Source organism: Salmonella sp. JXY0409-18 (assembly GCF_020268625.1).
Classification (GTDB): Bacteria; Pseudomonadota; Gammaproteobacteria; order Enterobacterales; family Enterobacteriaceae; genus Salmonella; species Salmonella enterica.
The window spans coordinates 4449946-4467249 of the sequence record NZ_CP084216.1; the positions used below are offsets into that span (position 1 = coordinate 4449946).

At 52.3% G+C, this 17304-nt stretch carries 13 protein-coding genes, 2 tRNA genes and 1 rRNA gene; 3 read left to right on the plus strand and 13 right to left on the minus strand.

Annotation, left to right across the window (positions count from 1 at the left end; genetic code table 11):
- Nucleotides 1-132: 132 nt before the first annotated feature.
- The 7 genes from LDB27_RS21575 to pepQ form a co-directional block, all read right to left on the minus strand.
- Nucleotides 133-208: transfer RNA gene (locus LDB27_RS21575), tRNA-Ala, on the minus strand.
- A 109-nt stretch (nucleotides 209-317) separates the two neighbouring features.
- Nucleotides 318-394, minus strand: a tRNA-Ile gene (locus LDB27_RS21580).
- Nucleotides 395-463: 69 nt separating this feature from the next.
- Nucleotides 464-2005 (minus strand): 16S ribosomal RNA (locus LDB27_RS21585).
- A gap of 376 nt (nucleotides 2006-2381) precedes the next feature.
- Nucleotides 2382-2927, minus strand: coding sequence for a menaquinone-dependent protoporphyrinogen IX dehydrogenase (gene hemG / locus LDB27_RS21590; protein ID WP_000853983.1), 546 nt, complete (start codon nucleotides 2925-2927; stop codon nucleotides 2382-2384).
- A gap of 11 nt (nucleotides 2928-2938) precedes the next feature.
- Nucleotides 2939-4390 (minus strand): Trk system potassium transporter TrkH, encoded by a 1452-nt coding sequence (gene trkH / locus LDB27_RS21595; protein WP_000545688.1) that lies wholly within the window; start codon nucleotides 4388-4390, stop codon nucleotides 2939-2941.
- Between the two features lie 38 nt (nucleotides 4391-4428).
- Nucleotides 4429-5043: an IMPACT family protein gene (locus LDB27_RS21600; RefSeq protein WP_000378893.1), complete on the minus strand. Its 615-nt coding sequence runs from the start codon at nucleotides 5041-5043 to the stop codon at nucleotides 4429-4431.
- Entirely contained in the window at nucleotides 5043-6374 is a 1332-nt protein-coding gene (gene pepQ, locus LDB27_RS21605) for a Xaa-Pro dipeptidase (protein ID WP_000444529.1), read from the minus strand. Before pepQ ends, LDB27_RS21600 begins: the two co-directional genes overlap by 1 nt.
- Before the next feature lie 189 nt (nucleotides 6375-6563).
- Between pepQ and fadB the strand changes: the two genes are divergently transcribed.
- A complete protein-coding gene (gene fadB / locus LDB27_RS21610) occupies nucleotides 6564-8753 on the plus strand; it encodes a fatty acid oxidation complex subunit alpha FadB (RefSeq protein ID WP_000966013.1) in 2190 nt (729 codons plus the stop codon).
- Between the two features lie 9 nt (nucleotides 8754-8762).
- Nucleotides 8763-9926 (plus strand): acetyl-CoA C-acyltransferase FadA, encoded by a 1164-nt coding sequence (fadA, locus tag LDB27_RS21615; protein ID WP_000438783.1) that lies wholly within the window; start codon nucleotides 8763-8765, stop codon nucleotides 9924-9926.
- 196 nt (nucleotides 9927-10122) lie between these two features.
- Here the strand turns inward: fadA and LDB27_RS21620 are convergent, their stop codons facing one another.
- The 3 genes from LDB27_RS21620 to ubiD all read right to left on the minus strand — a co-directional run bounded on the left by LDB27_RS21620 (nucleotide 10123) and on the right by ubiD (nucleotide 14465).
- Nucleotides 10123-11946 carry an aryl-sulfate sulfotransferase gene (locus LDB27_RS21620; protein WP_000669888.1) on the minus strand — a complete coding sequence of 608 codons (1824 nt, stop codon included), beginning with the start codon at nucleotides 11944-11946 and terminating at the stop codon, nucleotides 10123-10125.
- Between the two features lie 253 nt (nucleotides 11947-12199).
- On the minus strand, nucleotides 12200-12901 hold the full coding sequence (fre, locus tag LDB27_RS21625; RefSeq protein WP_000209838.1) for an NAD(P)H-flavin reductase: 702 nt from the start codon (nucleotides 12899-12901) through the stop codon (nucleotides 12200-12202).
- A gap of 85 nt (nucleotides 12902-12986) precedes the next feature.
- On the minus strand, nucleotides 12987-14465 hold the full coding sequence (gene ubiD, locus LDB27_RS21630; RefSeq protein WP_000339760.1) for a 4-hydroxy-3-polyprenylbenzoate decarboxylase: 1479 nt from the start codon (nucleotides 14463-14465) through the stop codon (nucleotides 12987-12989).
- 185 nt (nucleotides 14466-14650) lie between these two features.
- On the opposite strand from ubiD, the gene rfaH reads away from it, so the two are divergent.
- Nucleotides 14651-15139, plus strand: coding sequence for a transcription/translation regulatory transformer protein RfaH (gene rfaH, locus LDB27_RS21635; protein WP_001192410.1), 489 nt, complete (start codon nucleotides 14651-14653; stop codon nucleotides 15137-15139).
- Nucleotides 15140-15146: 7 nt separating this feature from the next.
- On the opposite strand, the gene tatD is transcribed toward rfaH, so the two are convergent.
- The 3 genes from tatD to tatB are packed head-to-tail and all read right to left on the minus strand — an operon-like array spanning nucleotide 15147 to nucleotide 17301.
- Nucleotides 15147-15929 carry a 3'-5' ssDNA/RNA exonuclease TatD gene (gene tatD / locus LDB27_RS21640; RefSeq protein ID WP_000459642.1) on the minus strand — a complete coding sequence of 261 codons (783 nt, stop codon included), beginning with the start codon at nucleotides 15927-15929 and terminating at the stop codon, nucleotides 15147-15149.
- Nucleotides 15930-15970: 41 nt separating this feature from the next.
- Complete coding sequence (tatC, locus tag LDB27_RS21645) at nucleotides 15971-16750, minus strand: Sec-independent protein translocase subunit TatC (protein ID WP_000257554.1); 780 nt, start codon at nucleotides 16748-16750, stop codon at nucleotides 15971-15973.
- 2 nt (nucleotides 16751-16752) lie between these two features.
- Nucleotides 16753-17301 (minus strand): Sec-independent protein translocase protein TatB, encoded by a 549-nt coding sequence (gene tatB / locus LDB27_RS21650; RefSeq protein ID WP_000459615.1) that lies wholly within the window; start codon nucleotides 17299-17301, stop codon nucleotides 16753-16755.
- Between the last annotated feature and the right edge of the window lie 3 nt (nucleotides 17302-17304).

The window sequence follows — 17304 nt, forward strand, 5'->3', positions numbered from 1 at the left end:
GAGAGACTCACGAACAACTTTCGTTGCTCTGTGTTTCAATTTTCAGCTTGATCCAGATTTTTAAAGAGCAAAACTTCGCAGTGAACCCTTTCAGGTACACTCTGAAGTATTTTTTCGTAAACACTCACGAGATGGTGGAGCTATGCGGGATCGAACCGCAGACCTCCTGCGTGCAAAGCAGGCGCTCTCCCAGCTGAGCTATAGCCCCATCGTGTAGTCAGAACCTCTTACCTTTGATTCGTTTCCGGGCGCGGCGTGGTGAAGCGAAGCATACTGAAGTATGCGAGCTTTGCCACAACAAAGCACGGGAGCGAATCTGGTAGGCCTGAGTGGACTTGAACCACCGACCTCACCCTTATCAGGGGTGCGCTCTAACCACCTGAGCTACAAGCCTGTAGAGGTTTTACTGCTCGTTTTTCATCAGACAATCTGTGTGAGCACTGCAAAGTACGCTTCTTTAAGGTAAGGAGGTGATCCAACCGCAGGTTCCCCTACGGTTACCTTGTTACGACTTCACCCCAGTCATGAATCACAAAGTGGTAAGCGCCCTCCCGAAGGTTAAGCTACCTACTTCTTTTGCAACCCACTCCCATGGTGTGACGGGCGGTGTGTACAAGGCCCGGGAACGTATTCACCGTGGCATTCTGATCCACGATTACTAGCGATTCCGACTTCATGGAGTCGAGTTGCAGACTCCAATCCGGACTACGACGCACTTTATGAGGTCCGCTTGCTCTCGCGAGGTCGCTTCTCTTTGTATGCGCCATTGTAGCACGTGTGTAGCCCTGGTCGTAAGGGCCATGATGACTTGACGTCATCCCCACCTTCCTCCAGTTTATCACTGGCAGTCTCCTTTGAGTTCCCGGCCGGACCGCTGGCAACAAAGGATAAGGGTTGCGCTCGTTGCGGGACTTAACCCAACATTTCACAACACGAGCTGACGACAGCCATGCAGCACCTGTCTCACGGTTCCCGAAGGCACATTCTCATCTCTGAAAACTTCCGTGGATGTCAAGACCAGGTAAGGTTCTTCGCGTTGCATCGAATTAAACCACATGCTCCACCGCTTGTGCGGGCCCCCGTCAATTCATTTGAGTTTTAACCTTGCGGCCGTACTCCCCAGGCGGTCTACTTAACGCGTTAGCTCCGGAAGCCACGCCTCAAGGGCACAACCTCCAAGTAGACATCGTTTACGGCGTGGACTACCAGGGTATCTAATCCTGTTTGCTCCCCACGCTTTCGCACCTGAGCGTCAGTCTTTGTCCAGGGGGCCGCCTTCGCCACCGGTATTCCTCCAGATCTCTACGCATTTCACCGCTACACCTGGAATTCTACCCCCCTCTACAAGACTCAAGCCTGCCAGTTTCGAATGCAGTTCCCAGGTTGAGCCCGGGGATTTCACATCCGACTTGACAGACCGCCTGCGTGCGCTTTACGCCCAGTAATTCCGATTAACGCTTGCACCCTCCGTATTACCGCGGCTGCTGGCACGGAGTTAGCCGGTGCTTCTTCTGCGGGTAACGTCAATTGCTGCGGTTATTAACCACAACACCTTCCTCCCCGCTGAAAGTACTTTACAACCCGAAGGCCTTCTTCATACACGCGGCATGGCTGCATCAGGCTTGCGCCCATTGTGCAATATTCCCCACTGCTGCCTCCCGTAGGAGTCTGGACCGTGTCTCAGTTCCAGTGTGGCTGGTCATCCTCTCAGACCAGCTAGGGATCGTCGCCTTGGTGAGCCGTTACCTCACCAACAAGCTAATCCCATCTGGGCACATCTGATGGCAAGAGGCCCGAAGGTCCCCCTCTTTGGTCTTGCGACGTTATGCGGTATTAGCCACCGTTTCCAGTAGTTATCCCCCTCCATCAGGCAGTTTCCCAGACATTACTCACCCGTCCGCCACTCGTCAGCAAAGCAGCAAGCTGCTTCCTGTTACCGTTCGACTTGCATGTGTTAGGCCTGCCGCCAGCGTTCAATCTGAGCCATGATCAAACTCTTCAATTTAAAAGTTTGATGCTCAATGAATTAAACTTCGTAATGAATTACGTGTTCACTCTTGAGACTTGGTATTCATTTTTCGTCTTGCGACGTCAAGAATCCGTATCTTCGAGTGCCCACACAGATTGTCTGATAAATTGTTAAAGAGCAGTGCCGCTTCGCTTTTCTCAGCGGCGCGGGGTGTGCATATTACGCTTTCCCGCTTCAGAGTCAAGCGTTTATTTTCGCTTTTCTCCGTGAGGTTCTGGTCTGAACCCCGCTGACCCGGCGGCCTGTATGCCGTTGTTCCGTGTCAGTGGTGGCGCATTATAGGGAGTTATTTCTGCCTGACAAGAGGAAATTTAAAATAATTTTCTGAGTGCGCACTTTTTATTCTTTGCGTTTATTTTGCCGACGATTTGTTGGTTAAATGGGCTATTTCACGGGCAAAGTGCGTAACCTGCTCCCAGTCGGTGTACACCACCTCTTTACTGGTATCCGTTTCGCCGCCCGACATCTTCATAATAAGCTTGATCATCAGACGGTCATACCAGCGATAGCGGGGATAGCGAAGCGCGCCTGCAATGACGGCACAGTAGTCAGGTCGCCACGGAGAGCTCATTAAAAACTTACGCGCGTAGCTGTTAGTCTGCGGCGTCCGTTTTTCAGCTTTACGCGCCACCAGGTTAACGGAATAAAAGGCACTCGGCATTCCGTTCAACCGCGTGGCGTATTTCTTAACGAACTCCTGAAAGGCGCTGTGGTAATGACCATAACGAATAGACGCGCCAATCACTACGCGATCATAGCTATCCCAGTCCGGCTCTTCTGCGCGATGCAGATTAACGACATCGGCCCAGATCCCCATCTCTTTGAGTTCAGAAGCCAGATAAGAGGCAATTTCGCGCGTTTGTCCGTCCCGGGTAGAGAAAAGAATCAATGTTTTCACGTGTTACTCCATTATTCACGCCAGAAAGTCGGGGTAAAAAGTACCAGCAAAGTGAATACTTCCAGACGACCAAATAGCATGTTGGCGATGAGTATCCATTTCGCAACCGGATTCATACTGGCGAAGTTATCAGCAACCACCCCCAGCCCCGGTCCCAGGTTATTAAGCGTAGCCACTACCGAGGCGAAAGCCGAGAAATCATCTACGCCTGTAGCGATAATAGCCAGCATACTGACGATAAATACCAGCGCGTAGGCAGAAAAGAATCCCCAGACGGCTTCCAGAATACGTTCTGGCAGCGCCCGGTTCCCCAGCTTAATACTGTAAACGGCATTCGGATGCACCAGACGTTTGAGTTCGCGGTTCCCCTGTTTAAACAACAACAGAATACGGATGACCTTTAACCCCCCGCCCGTTGACCCGGCGCAACCGCCAATAAACGCGGAACATAGCAGCAAGACGGGCAAAAACAGCGGCCAGCGCGCAATGCTGTCCGTGGTAAACCCTGCCGTTGTCGCCATCGACACAACCTGGAAGAACGCCTGATTTAGCGTTGTCAGCGCCGAGTCGTAGATATTATGGAACCACAGTACCAGCGTGCAGATCACCACCAGCGTCAACTGTACGCCGATGAACATGCGGAATTCCGGATCGCGCCAGTATACTTTCAGGCTACGCCCGCTTAATAAAGAGAAATGCAGGCCATAGTTACAACCGGAGATCAGCAGGAAAATAGCGATGATGGTATTAATAGTGGGACTATCAAAATAGCCTACGCTGGCGTCATGCGTTGAGAAGCCGCCGATAGCAATAGTGGAGAAGCTGTGTCCGATAGCGTCAAACGCAGGCATCCCTGCAAACCATAGCGCCAGCGCGCAGGCTACCGTTAGCAAGACATAGATAAGCCACAGCGTTTTCGCCGTCTCGGCAATACGCGGGCGCATTTTGTTATCTTTCAACGGCCCCGGCATTTCTGCCCGATAGAGCTGCATCCCCCCGACGCCGAGGATAGGGAGAATCGCCACCGCCAGCACAATGATCCCCATACCGCCAAACCATTGCAGCATCTGACGATAAAAGAGAATGGCGTGCGGTAATGAATCCAGCCCCACCAGCGTAGTGGCGCCCGTGGTGGTTAACCCGGAGAACGATTCAAAAAAAGCATCGGTAATGGTGAGGTTTGGGCTTTCCGAGAAAATAAACGGCAGCGCACCCACGCTGCCCAGCACGGTCCAGAACAGCACCACGATAAGAAATCCTTCGCGGGATTTCAGCTCGCCCTTTTCCCTACGGTTCGGCCACCACAGTATGGAACCGATCGCCAGCGCGACAAAAAAGGTCTGCGTGAACGCTCTTCCTGCGCCATCACGATATATTAGCGCTACCAGTCCCGGGAGAATCATTGTCCCCGAAAATAAGATAACCAGTAGTCCAACGATTCGGGTAATGGCGCGAAAATGCATCTCTGCCGCTTCCTTTATTCTTAAAAATGAGGTGGGGATTATTCTTCAATCGCTAACAATTGCAATGAACCACGGCTAAAATCCGCCAGTTTTGTGGAAAATGCATTCACATGAGCAAAAGGAAGCGCCACCCTGAGCCGAACAGACGCCTGATAATCGCTGGAAACGATCTTCCCGGCAAACTGTCCTAATAATGCTTCGATTCCGGCCAACTGACCGTACTCACACTGCAAAGTATATTCGGTTAATGGCGTCTTGCGTTGTGTGGCAAGCTGACGTAATGCCTGATTCACACCGCCGCCATAGGCTTTTACCAGCCCGCCCGTACCCAGCAGAATACCACCATAGTAGCGCACGACGACGGCAGTAATTTCTCCGACGCCGCTGCCCATCAATTGCGCAAGCATCGGCTTGCCCGCCGTTCCCGCCGGTTCGCCGTCGTCTGAAAAGCCCAGTTGCTGTGAGTCGTCCGGCGCACCCGCCACCCACGCCACACAATGGTGGCGCGCATCAGGGTGCTCAGCTCTGACTAACTCAACAAACGCTTTCGCCGCGTCTACGCCATCGGTATGCGCCAATAGCGTAATAAAGCGGCTTTTTTTGATCTCTTCAACAACGGTGACCGGCGCTGCAGGGATTAACCAACTGTCCATTACGCCAGTTTTAAATCCCGCGTCATGTTTTCCACGCCGTTTTCGTGGATGACCACGTTATCTTCAATGCGAATACCGCCGAAAGGCTTGAGCGCTTCAATTTTCTGCCAGTTGAAGTGCTTGCTGAATGGCCCTTCGCGCCACGGCGCTAACAGCGATTCGATGAAGTAAATCCCCGGTTCGATGGTCAACACCATTCGCGGCTGTAACACACGCGTGCAGCGCAGATACGGGTATTTGGACGGCGCGGCGAGATGCGTACCGGAATCATCTTGCATAAACCCGGCCACATCGTGTACCTGCAGACCCAACGGATGACCAATACCGTGCGGCATAAACGGCCCGGTGAGATCATTTTCCACCATCGCCTCTTCACTCATGTCGGTAATGATTTGATGTTTACGCAGCAGCTTCGCGATGCGTTGATGGAACTGAATATGATAATCCACATAGCTGACGCCCGCCTTCATGGTAGCGATCAGCGCCAACTGTTCGTCGTTAACATCTTTCACCAAGTGGGCGTAGTCGTTATCGCTTTTCGCCGACCAGGTTCGCGTCAGATCCGCCGCGTAGCCGTTGTATTCCGCGCCCGCATCCAGCAGGAAACTGCGCATTTCAGACGGTGCCTGATGATCCAGTTTCGTGTAATGCAGCACGGCGGCATGTTCGTTCAGCGCCACAATGTTGCTGTACGGAACATCGGTATCGCGATGTCCCGTGGCGGTCAGGTACGCCAGGTTGATGTCAAACTCGCTCATGCCGGAACGGAAGGCCTCTTCCGCCGCCCGATGACCGCTCACCGCCATTTTCTGCGCTTCGCGCATACAGGCCAGTTCATAATCCGTTTTATAGGCGCGGTAGTAATGCAGATAGTCGATAACACCTTTCGGGTTGATGTTGCTGGCAGCGATATCCAATTGTAGCGCGCGCTCAGGAACCGGGCCGATATAGCCGATATTGCCACGCGCGGCAGGCAGTTGGCTGCCGATGCCATCCGCTTTCGGTAAGGCGACGACCTCGACTTCTTCTGTCCAGAAGGACGTTGGCAGCGGTTCAACGTTATGCCAGTAATCGACCGGCAGATAAAACCACAATTTGGGTTTGTTGACGCCATCGACCAGCAGCCAGCAATTTGGAACCTGAGTTACCGGCACCCACGCTTTAAACTGTGGATTGACCTTAAACGGATAAGGGTGATCGTCGAGAAAGACGTTGAAAAGCTCGCCGGAATGAATAAGTAACGCATCCAGCTTAAAGCGCGCCAGAACATCGCGCGTCCGTTCTTGTAAGGTAACAATATGATTTTTATAGAGCGCGGCCAGTGATTCCATTTTTTACCCTTCTGTTTTTTTGACCTCAAGTTCCCGCATCTTAGCACATCGCCCCACGAGAGCGTGATCTCTGCCGAGCGTGATCACATCGGCATTTCTTTAATCATTTATTTGCATTTTATTAACACAAAATACACACTTCGCTTCATCTGGTACGACCAGATCACCTTGTGGATTCAGGAGACTGACATGCTTTATAAAGGCGACACCCTGTACCTCGACTGGCTGGAAGATGGCATCGCCGAACTGGTGTTCGATGCTCCAGGCTCGGTCAATAAACTCGACACCGCAACCGTCGCCAGCCTCGGCCAGGCGCTTGAGGTGCTGGAAAAGCAACACGATTTAAAAGGGCTGCTGCTGCGCTCGAATAAAGCGGCCTTTATTGTCGGCGCGGACATCACCGAATTTCTTTCACTGTTCCTCGTCCCCGAAGAGCAGTTAAGCCAATGGCTGCATTTCGCTAATAGCGTCTTTAACCGTCTGGAAGATTTACCCGTACCGACCCTTGCCGCCGTAAACGGCTATGCGCTGGGCGGCGGGTGCGAATGCGTGCTGGCCACCGATTACCGTCTGGCGACGCCAGACCTCCGTATTGGCCTGCCGGAAACTAAACTGGGCATCATGCCGGGCTTTGGCGGCTCGGTGCGAATGCCGCGTATGCTGGGCGCGGACAGCGCGCTGGAGATCATTGCCGCCGGGAAAGATATCGGCGCCGAACAGGCGCTGAAAATCGGTCTGGTCGATGGCGTGGTGAAACAAGAGAAGCTGATCGACGGCGCAATAGCCGTATTACGCCAGGCCATTACCGGCGATCTCGACTGGAGAGCTAAACGCCAGCCGAAACTGGAACCGTTGAAACTCAGTAAGATTGAAGCGGCGATGAGCTTTACCATCGCTAAAGGCATGGTCGCACAAACGGCGGGTAAACATTATCCGGCGCCGATGACCGCAGTGAAAACCATTGAAGCCGCCGCGCGTTTTGGTCGTGAAGAAGCGCTGAATCTGGAAAATAAAAGCTTTGTTCCGCTGGCGCATACCAATGAGGCTCGTGCGCTGGTCGGTATCTTCCTCAACGATCAATATGTAAAAGGTAAAGCCAAAAAGCTGACCAAAGATATTGAGACGCCGAAACAGGCAGCCGTACTGGGCGCGGGCATTATGGGCGGCGGTATCGCTTACCAGTCGGCCTGGAAAGGCGTACCGGTTATCATGAAAGATATCAACGATAAATCGTTGAACCTCGGCATGACCGAAGCGGCCAAGCTGCTGAACAAACAGCTGGAGCGCGGCAAGATCGACGGTCTGAAGCTGGCGGGCGTCATTTCGACCATCCACCCGACTCTCGATTATGCCGGTTTCGATCGCGTAGATGTTGTTGTCGAAGCGGTGGTCGAAAATCCGAAAGTCAAAAAAGCGGTACTGGCGGAAACCGAGCAGAAAGTGCGCCCGGAAACCGTGCTGGCCTCAAATACCTCTACCATCCCAATTCGCGAACTGGCAAGCGCCCTTGAACGTCCGGAAAACTTTTGCGGAATGCACTTCTTCAACCCGGTACACCGGATGCCGCTGGTTGAAATCATCCGCGGTGAGAAGAGTTCAGACGAAACCATTGCCAAAGTCGTCGCCTGGGCAAGCAAAATGGGCAAGACGCCGATTGTAGTCAACGACTGCCCCGGCTTCTTTGTTAACCGCGTGCTGTTCCCCTATTTCGCCGGTTTCAGTCAACTGCTGCGCGACGGCGCGGATTTCCGCAAGGTCGATAAAGTGATGGAAAAACAGTTCGGCTGGCCGATGGGCCCGGCCTATCTGCTCGACGTGGTGGGTATTGATACCGCCCACCACGCGCAGGCGGTAATGGCGGCAGGCTTCCCACAACGGATGCAGAAAGAGTATCGCGACGCGATCGACGCATTGTTTGACGCCAGCCGTTTTGGGCAAAAAAACGGTCTGGGCTTCTGGCGCTATAAAGAAGACAGCAAGGGTAAGCCGAAGAAAGAAGAAGATGCCGCGGTGGATGACCTGCTGGCAAGCGTCAGCCAGCCGAAACGCGACTTCAGCGACGACGAGATAATCGCCCGTATGATGATCCCGATGATTAACGAAGTGGTTCGCTGTCTGGAAGAAGGCATTATCGCAAGCCCGGCGGAAGCCGATATGGCGCTGGTCTACGGCCTGGGCTTTCCTCCGTTCCACGGCGGCGCATTCCGCTGGCTGGATACACAGGGCAGCGCGAAATATCTTGATATGGCGCAGCAGTATCAACACCTCGGCCCGCTGTATGAGGTGCCGGAGGGGCTGCGTAATAAAGCGCGCCATAACGAACCGTATTATCCCCCGGTTGAACCAGCCCGTCCGGTTGGTTCTCTGAAAACGGCTTAAGGAGTCACAATGGAACAGGTTGTCATTGTCGATGCTATTCGCACCCCGATGGGCCGTTCGAAGGGCGGCGCGTTTCGCAACGTGCGGGCAGAAGATCTCTCCGCCCACTTAATGCGTAGCCTGCTGGCGCGTAATCCGTCGCTTACAGCGGCGACCCTCGATGATATTTACTGGGGCTGCGTACAACAAACGCTGGAGCAAGGCTTCAACATTGCCCGTAACGCCGCGCTGCTGGCAGAAATTCCCCATTCGGTACCGGCGGTCACCGTCAACCGTCTGTGTGGTTCCTCGATGCAGGCGTTACACGATGCAGCGCGAATGATCATGACCGGCGATGCGCAGGTTTGTCTGGTTGGCGGCGTGGAGCATATGGGGCACGTGCCGATGAGTCACGGCGTGGATTTTCACCCGGGTCTGAGTCGCAACGTCGCCAAAGCGGCAGGGATGATGGGGCTAACGGCGGAAATGCTCTCCCGCCTGCACGGCATTAGCCGGGAAATGCAGGACCAGTTCGCCGCGCGTTCTCACGCTCGCGCCTGGGCCGCCACCCAGTCTGGTGCATTCAAAACGGAGATTATCCCAACTGGCGGTCATGATGCAGACGGCGTGTTGAAGCAGTTTAGCTACGATGAAGTGATCCGCCCGGAAACCACGGTCGAAGCGCTATCAACGCTGCGTCCGGCATTTGATCCGGTTAGTGGCACGGTCACGGCGGGCACCTCATCCGCGCTTTCCGATGGCGCAGCCGCCATGCTGGTAATGAGCGAAAGTCGTGCCCGTGAGCTGGGCCTGAAACCTCGCGCCCGTATTCGTTCAATGGCAGTGGTTGGTTGTGATCCGTCAATTATGGGTTACGGGCCGGTTCCGGCGTCAAAACTGGCGTTGAAAAAAGCGGGACTGTCGGCCAGCGATATCGATGTGTTTGAGATGAACGAAGCGTTTGCCGCACAGATCCTGCCATGCATTAAGGATCTGGGATTGATGGAGCAGATAGACGAGAAGATCAACCTCAACGGCGGCGCGATCGCGCTTGGTCATCCGCTCGGCTGCTCCGGAGCACGTATCAGCACCACGCTTATCAACCTGATGGAGCGCAAAGACGCGCAGTTTGGTCTGGCGACGATGTGTATTGGTCTGGGTCAGGGCATCGCCACGGTGTTTGAGCGGGTTTAATCAAAGATAATATCCCCTAAATAACTCGCATTGCAGCGCAGCGGCAACTGAGCGAATCCCCGGGAACATAGATAACTATGTGCCCGGGGTGAGCAAAGGCAGCCAACAAAGAGGCTGCGCGAATTATGACGGGAAACAGTTTAGTTGCCGTTTTTCCCGCCCGTCAGGGGCGGGTTTTTTCACCGTATGGCCCGCTCTACTCAGTAAGCGCTTTGGTCAGGCTAAATGGCATAGCCTGATATCCACGCGCACCATGTATTTGCATTTCGACCACAGGCTCTTTTTCTCCCCATTTGAACTCTTCCAGATACGGATTAGGCAAGCTGGTAAATGCGCCTACCGACAAATCAAACGCACCACCTGCTGTTGCGGAATACACGAACACAGAATTCTTGTCAGTCTGGTACTCGGTGATAGAGGTTACCGGGCTAAACCACTCGTTCCCGCGCTCTTTACCGTATTGCCAGATCTGTTGGACGGTCTTGTTTTTCTGGTCGATTTTGTAAATCACGGAGCGGCTGTATTTCATACTCTGCATAGCAGGCTGTTCTAAGCCGCGGCCATCGCCATTGTCGAAAGCGGAAAGGTATAAGATATCGCCTTTACTCTTACTATCAATTTTAAAGGCCGTATGTTGCGTCCATGTCCAGTCGAAGTCACCCTCGCAGCCACTGTCCTGGCAGGCGATTTTTTGGCCTTTGCTATCCACTGGCGTCAGAATTGCGGCATTAAATGGCGCTTTCCAGCCAGCAGGCGTACCCAGTATCCACTTCACTTTCTTATCGCGGCCGATTTTGATAATCGCACTCTGGTGGCGGGAGCTGATGATGATGGAATCATCTTCACTGTCATAGTCGACGCTGTTGACATGCGCCCAGTTGCGGCCAGCCCCACTACCCACGATATCCCCGAATTTGTCGGAGGAGTCCAGCGCCGCCAGATCTTCTTCGCTCAACGTATGGCCGGACTGGCTGGCGTCGATATTCAGGCACACAGCGCCCTGATCGAGGGTTTTCATTATCACATCACGATAAGGATCGAGGATATCAAACAGACGCCATTCATCCACTACCACGCCGTTCTGATCAACTTCGGCAATCACATCACGCACGGTACGAACATTTTTTCCATCAGGACGTTTATAGTTAGAGCTGGCTACACGCAGGAAGTAGTGACCGTTGGCCGCGTTATCCATTGAGTGTGAAAAATCGTTATAATTATCCGGCAGGCGGCGGTTAAAGATTTCACGCCCCATGATATCGTATTTCACATAACGCTGACCGTAGCCCCACGATAGTGCGCCATCCTGGTTTTGTTTAAAGCCCATCATAACGCCAGCACGATAAATTGACTTTAAATCATAAATTGAACTTGGATTCATAAACCAACGAATATCACCGGAGGTGTCGATAATAGCGTTAGCTGTAGTGAAGTTCCATTCTAATGCACCCCCAGTAGGGTTGTTCCAGACAGTACGCGTTCCATTCCCAGACTTATCTTTCGTATTATTCAAAAGATACAAGCGATCTTTAAATTCTGGGGAAACCTTTTTAACATCGATAGTAAAGAGTGCTGATTGTTCTTCCTTTGTACCCGCTGATTCAATATAGGCAGGCGGTGCATACATTTTATAGCTTTCTTTTATATTTTCGGTTTTACTACCCTGGATTCTTGTATATTCAACTTCAACGGTATTGACATAATCTGGGTAAAGACCAAAGACGGGAATACCGCCATACGTTAAAAGGTATTTATTATTAACTTTATACGCGATCTCCTGGCCATTTTCTTTGGGTACAATCCGTACATGCACGTCACGTAACTGGTAACCGCCATTACGAATAACGGCGGTTAGCGGCGCGATATCATAGGGGTTCATAACAACTTCGCCAATTTTCCCCTGGACCTGATAGTCCACTTTAGCGCCGCTGGCGCCGCCGATGGCGAAAGCAGTAGAAGGTACTGATGACAAAATTGCAACAGATAATGCGAGAGAAGTTAAAGCATATTTAAATTTCATAACACTCTCCATCTTATAAATAAATAACTAACTTTCCATTTTATGTTTCTTTTATAAAAATAAATGAAGCATATATAATTAACTATTTTTATTGATAGCCTCAGGACATAATATTACTTAATTTATTACACGCAATACAAAGCCTGTAGATATTCAATATCATAAGGTTTTATAGTTGACGATTAATTAATATTTAAGAGGACTTTTAGGTAGGCTAACGTAAAAAGGGACGCTACTGCGTCCCATAGAATAGTTAAATAAATGCGAACGCATCGCCAAACAGACGATCTTCCCGCGCGTTACGCTCATGACAGAACAGATCGCGGGCGATTTTCGCCATCTCAAAACGTCCGGCAATATAAATATCGTGCCCCGCCAGCGTACCATAATCCTGCAATACCGCCGTAAGTACCGTTCCTGTACGTCCACGCCAGCCTTCTTCCGGCTGCTCAACAACAGGTTCAATACGCAAATTCGGATGGTTAACAGAGAGTGCTTCCAGCTCAGAGAGATCATAGAGGTGCTTTTCTTCGCGGCCGCCCCAGTAAATAGTAACATCGCGGTTCGGGTTGCGCGCTAACGCCGTCAACAGGATGGAGCGCACATAAGAAAAGCCCGTACCGCCCGCGATCAGAATCAACGGACGCTCTTCATCGTCACGTAGCCAGGCGTCGCCATGCGGAATATCGACGACGATTTCCCGGTCTTTCAGAATCCGATCCATGACCGCCATCGCATACAGATTGAGCTCGGAAGCGCCAATGTGTAATTCAATAAACCCTTTCTCGTCCGGCGTTGAGGCCATCGAAAACGGGCGTTTGTCACGCTCGTCCATTACGACCATCAAATACTGACCAGCGCGGAATGTAAACGCCGCGTCCGGCACTAAACGAACCCGATATACGGTATCGGTGATAGCTTCTACCGAGGTCACTTTACAGCTTAAGGTTGTCATGCGCTCCCTCTGTCGGGTGTCGGGTCAATACCGACATTTTTCAAGCCGAGTCGCCGCAGCCTGAAATGTCGATGTCCGCTTTCAGTTATTTAAAGATAGCCAGCTCATCCCAAATCGCATCAATACGCGCGGTAACTTCAGGATCTTTAACAATAGGACGACCCCACTCGCGTTGGGTTTCGCCCGGCCATTTGTTTGTGGCATCCAGCCCCATTTTTGAACCCAGCCCGGAGACCGGCGAGGCAAAATCCAGGTAGTCAATCGGCGTATTTTCAACCAGCACCGTATCCCGCGCAGGGTCCATACGGGTGGTAATCGCCCAGATCACATCATTCCAGTCGCGTGCGTTAACGTCATCATCGCAAACGATAACAAATTTCGTATACATAAACTGGCGCAAAAACGACCAGACGCCCATCATGACGCGTTTCGCATGACCAGCGTACTGCTTTTTCATCGTCACTACCGCCAGGCGGTAAGAACACCCTTCCGGCGGCAGATAAAAGTCGACGATTTCCGGAAACTGTTTTTGCAGAATAGGCACGAAGACTTCATTGAGCGCCACCCCTAATACCGCAGGCTCATCGGGCGGACGCCCGGTATAGGTGGAGTGATAGATGGCATCCTCACGCTGCGTAATATGCGTGACGGTAAAGACCGGAAAGTTATCCACTTCATTATAATAGCCCGTATGATCGCCATACGGTCCTTCCGGCGCCATCTCTCCCGGCTCAATGTAACCTTCAAGGATAATCTCGGCGCTGGCAGGCACTTCCAGATCGTTAGAAAGGCATTTAACCACTTCAGTTTTCGTGCCGCGCAGCAAGCCCGCAAAGGCATACTCCGACAGAGTATCGGGAACAGGAGTCACGGCGCCAAGAATCGTCGCCGGATCGGCGCCCAATGCGACGGAGACCGGGAAACGTTCACCCGGACGCGCGGCTAACCACTCCTGAAAATCCAGCGCGCCGCCGCGATGAGACAGCCAGCGCATAATCAGCTTATTTTTACCTATCAACTGCTGACGATAAATGCCCAGGTTTTGCCGCTCTTTGTGCGGACCACGCGTTACCGTCAGTCCCCAGGTAATCAGCGGCGCGGCGTCGTCCGGCCAACAGGTCATGACAGGAAGACGCGTTAAATCGACATCATCGCCAGACGCGATTTTCTGCTGGCAAGGCGCGCCGCGTAACCGTTTCGTCGGCATATTCAGCACTTGCTTAAACTGCGGCAGCTTGTCAAACAGATCGCGAAAGCCTTTCGGCGGCTCAGGTTCTTTCAGAAACGCTAATAATTTACCCACTTCCCGTAATGCGGAAACATCATCCTGCCCCATGCCCATCGCCACGCGTTTTGGCGTGCCAAAAAGGTTGCACAGCACCGGCATGGCGTAACCTTTAGGATTTTCAAACAGCAACGCCGGTCCACCGGCACGCAGCGTGCGGTCAGCGATTTCCGTGATTTCCAGATGAGGATCCACAGGTAGCGTGATGCGTTTTAGTTCCCCCTGCTGCTCAAGTAGCGTCAGGAAGTCGCGTAAATCGTGATATTTCATGGCGTCCATTGTAGCCTCTTGGTAAGCGCATCATTATACGGCGTTCATCATCGGGATGCTGTATTTTTGTTAAATTAGCGTGAACTCTGGCAACCAACGCTAATCCAGATACGGCTTAAAGGATGAAGTGTATAATTAACTTCGCGCATGGCTTTTGCTATGCTTGCGCCCCGAACAAGCGGATAAGAGTCATTATGCAATCCTGGTATTTACTGTACTGCAAACGCGGGCAACTTCAGCGTGCTCAGGAACACCTCGAAAGACAAGCGGTAAGTTGCCTGACACCGATGATCACCCTGGAAAAAATGGTACGCGGAAAACGTACCTCCGTCAGCGAACCGCTCTTTCCTAATTATCTGTTCGTTGAATTTGATCCGGAAGTGATACATACCACTACAATCAACGCCACGCGCGGCGTCAGCCATTTTGTGCGCTTTGGCGCGCATCCTGCGATCGTGCCTTCCAGCGTTATTCATCAGCTTTCTATCTACAAGCCCGAAGGCGTTGTCGATCCTGAAACCCCCTATCCCGGCGATAGCGTCATCATCACGGAAGGCGCATTTGAAGGGCTGAAAGCGATTTTTACCGAACCGGATGGCGAAACGCGTTCGATGTTACTGCTTAATTTACTCAATAAAGAAGTGAAGCAGAGCGTAAAAAACACCGGTTTTCGCAAGATTTAGCGATCGTTCAGAATACGACCTCAAATAAGGTTCTGGCGTTGGCATCTGTCATCGCCGCTAACCATTGCGGATCTTCACCACGCCATAGCGCAATGCGCTCCAGGATGTGAGGCAGATACGCGGGCTCGTTGCGTCGTGACGTTGGTTTCGGCGTAAGATCGCGAGGCAACAGATACGGCGCGTCGGTTTCTATCAGTAGCTTTTCCGCTGGAATAAACGGTAAGAGTTCACGTAGCTCAAGCCCGCGTCGTTCGTCGCAAACCCACCCGGTAATACCGATATAGAGCCCTCTGTCCACACAGGCCTGCATTTGCTGGCGTGAACCGGTAAAGCAGTGCAGTATTGCACCAGGAAGACTATCCAGCCAGGGATCAAGCAATGCCAGAAATCGCTCATGCGCGTCCCGGCAGTGCATAAAGATTGGCATCTGCAATTCGGCGGCAATTTGTAGCTGCGCCTGAAAGGCACGCTCCTGCTCCTGCGGCGTGGAAAAATTGCGATTGAAATCCAGCCCGCACTCACCGATAGCGACGACTTCCGGCTGGTTCGCCAGCGCAATAATGGCGTCTTCAGACGCGGATGACCACTGACTGCTGTCATGGGGATGGACGCCAGCCGTCGACCAACAATGGGGGTAGCGCCGCGCCAGTTTTAACGCCTGCTGGCTTTCATGGATGTTCGTTCCGGTCAGTAGCATACCTTTTACTCCCGCCGCAAACGCACGGGCGACCACATCATCACGATCTTTTGCAAACTGGCTACTGGTTAAATTAACGCCAATATCAAACATGCTTGCCCCCATATGACAACCGCCCTGGCGGGCGGTTGTGTTTAGTCTTCAGTGTGCTCGGCCTTTTCGGTTTCGGCCTCGTTATCTTCGTCGCGCGTCCGTCGCTTACCGACATAAAAGCGTGAGCAGAAAACGCCAATTTCAAACAGGCAGTACATCGGTATCGCCAGCAACGTTTGCGAGAAAACATCTGGCGGCGTAAGCAGCATTCCCACAATGAATGCCCCGACCAGGATATAAGGCCGTTTTTTACGCAAATCTTCTGGCGTGGTGATGCCCATCCAGCACAGCAACACAATCGCCACCGGCACTTCAAAGGCTACGCCAAAGGCCATAAAAAGCGCCATGACAAAGCTAAGATAGCTGGCGATATCTGTCGAAACCTGTACCCCTTCCGGCGCCGTATGCGTCAGGAAACCAAAGGCCAAAGGGAATACGACAAAATAGGCGAAGGCCATACCAATGTAGAAAAGCAGCGAGCTGGATACCAGCAGCGGTACGACCAGACGACGCTCATGCTTATATAGCGCCGGGGCGATAAAGGCCCAAACCTGGTACAAAATGACAGGCGCGGATAAGATCAAAGACACCATGAAGGTGAGTTTGATAGGCGTAAAAAACGGCGACGCCACATCCGTCGCAATCATTGTCGCCCCTTGCGGCATCTGTTTAATCAGCGGTGCGGCGACTAAATGATAAATATCATTGGCGAAATAAATTAACGCCAGAAAAATCAGAAGTACTGCGACGATGCAGTTTAGCAGGCGCTTACGCAACTCGATCAGATGCGTGATAAGCGGTTGAGTATCTTCTACAGCCATGTTTACGGTTTATCACTCGACGAGGGGGAAGATTCGACAACAGGCGCAGCGGATTTCTTCTCGGCGTCTATCGTGGCTACGGAAGCGGTTTCCGTCGACTCAGGCACGTTATCTTTAACGGGCTCCGGCTTTTGTTCCGGCGCGCTCACCTGTGTTTCAGCGGCGGCAGGGGTGACGCCCTCATGCTGCGTTTCGTTCCCTTTTACCACCGGATTATGGATGGTATGCGCTTCATCGCTCGCTTGTTCGGGATCGTTAGCGCTGTAGGTGCGTTTCATCGACTCCGCCGCCTGACGCAGTTCATCCATAGATGCTTTCAGTTCGGGAGTCAGATTTTCCAGGCTCGCCTTTTCGACTTTTTTCAGACTGTCCTGGAACTCCTGAAGTTTCAGTTCCTGAGTCAGTTCATTCTGAACCGTTGTCGCAAGGGATCGCAACGCGCGAATCCAGCCCGCTACCGTTTTTACCGCTACTGGCAATCGTTGCGGCCCCAACACAATGAGGCCGATAACGAACACTAACAGCAGTTCGCTAAAACCGATATCAAACACGGA

Coding starts and splice junctions, on each gene's coding strand:
- pepQ (WP_000444529.1), bottom strand. CDS start 6,374: ATGGAATCACTGGCCGCGCTCTATAAAAATCATATTGTTACCTTACAA.
- rfaH (WP_001192410.1), top strand. CDS start 14,651: ATGCAATCCTGGTATTTACTGTACTGCAAACGCGGGCAACTTCAGCGT.
- LDB27_RS21620 (WP_000669888.1), bottom strand. CDS start 11,946: ATGAAATTTAAATATGCTTTAACTTCTCTCGCATTATCTGTTGCAATT.
- tatC (WP_000257554.1), bottom strand. CDS start 16,750: ATGGCTGTAGAAGATACTCAACCGCTTATCACGCATCTGATCGAGTTG.
- trkH (WP_000545688.1), bottom strand. CDS start 4,390: ATGCATTTTCGCGCCATTACCCGAATCGTTGGACTACTGGTTATCTTA.
- LDB27_RS21600 (WP_000378893.1), bottom strand. CDS start 5,043: ATGGACAGTTGGTTAATCCCTGCAGCGCCGGTCACCGTTGTTGAAGAG.
- fre (WP_000209838.1), bottom strand. CDS start 12,901: ATGACAACCTTAAGCTGTAAAGTGACCTCGGTAGAAGCTATCACCGAT.
- fadA (WP_000438783.1), top strand. CDS start 8,763: ATGGAACAGGTTGTCATTGTCGATGCTATTCGCACCCCGATGGGCCGT.
- tatD (WP_000459642.1), bottom strand. CDS start 15,929: ATGTTTGATATTGGCGTTAATTTAACCAGTAGCCAGTTTGCAAAAGAT.
- fadB (WP_000966013.1), top strand. CDS start 6,564: ATGCTTTATAAAGGCGACACCCTGTACCTCGACTGGCTGGAAGATGGC.
- ubiD (WP_000339760.1), bottom strand. CDS start 14,465: ATGGACGCCATGAAATATCACGATTTACGCGACTTCCTGACGCTACTT.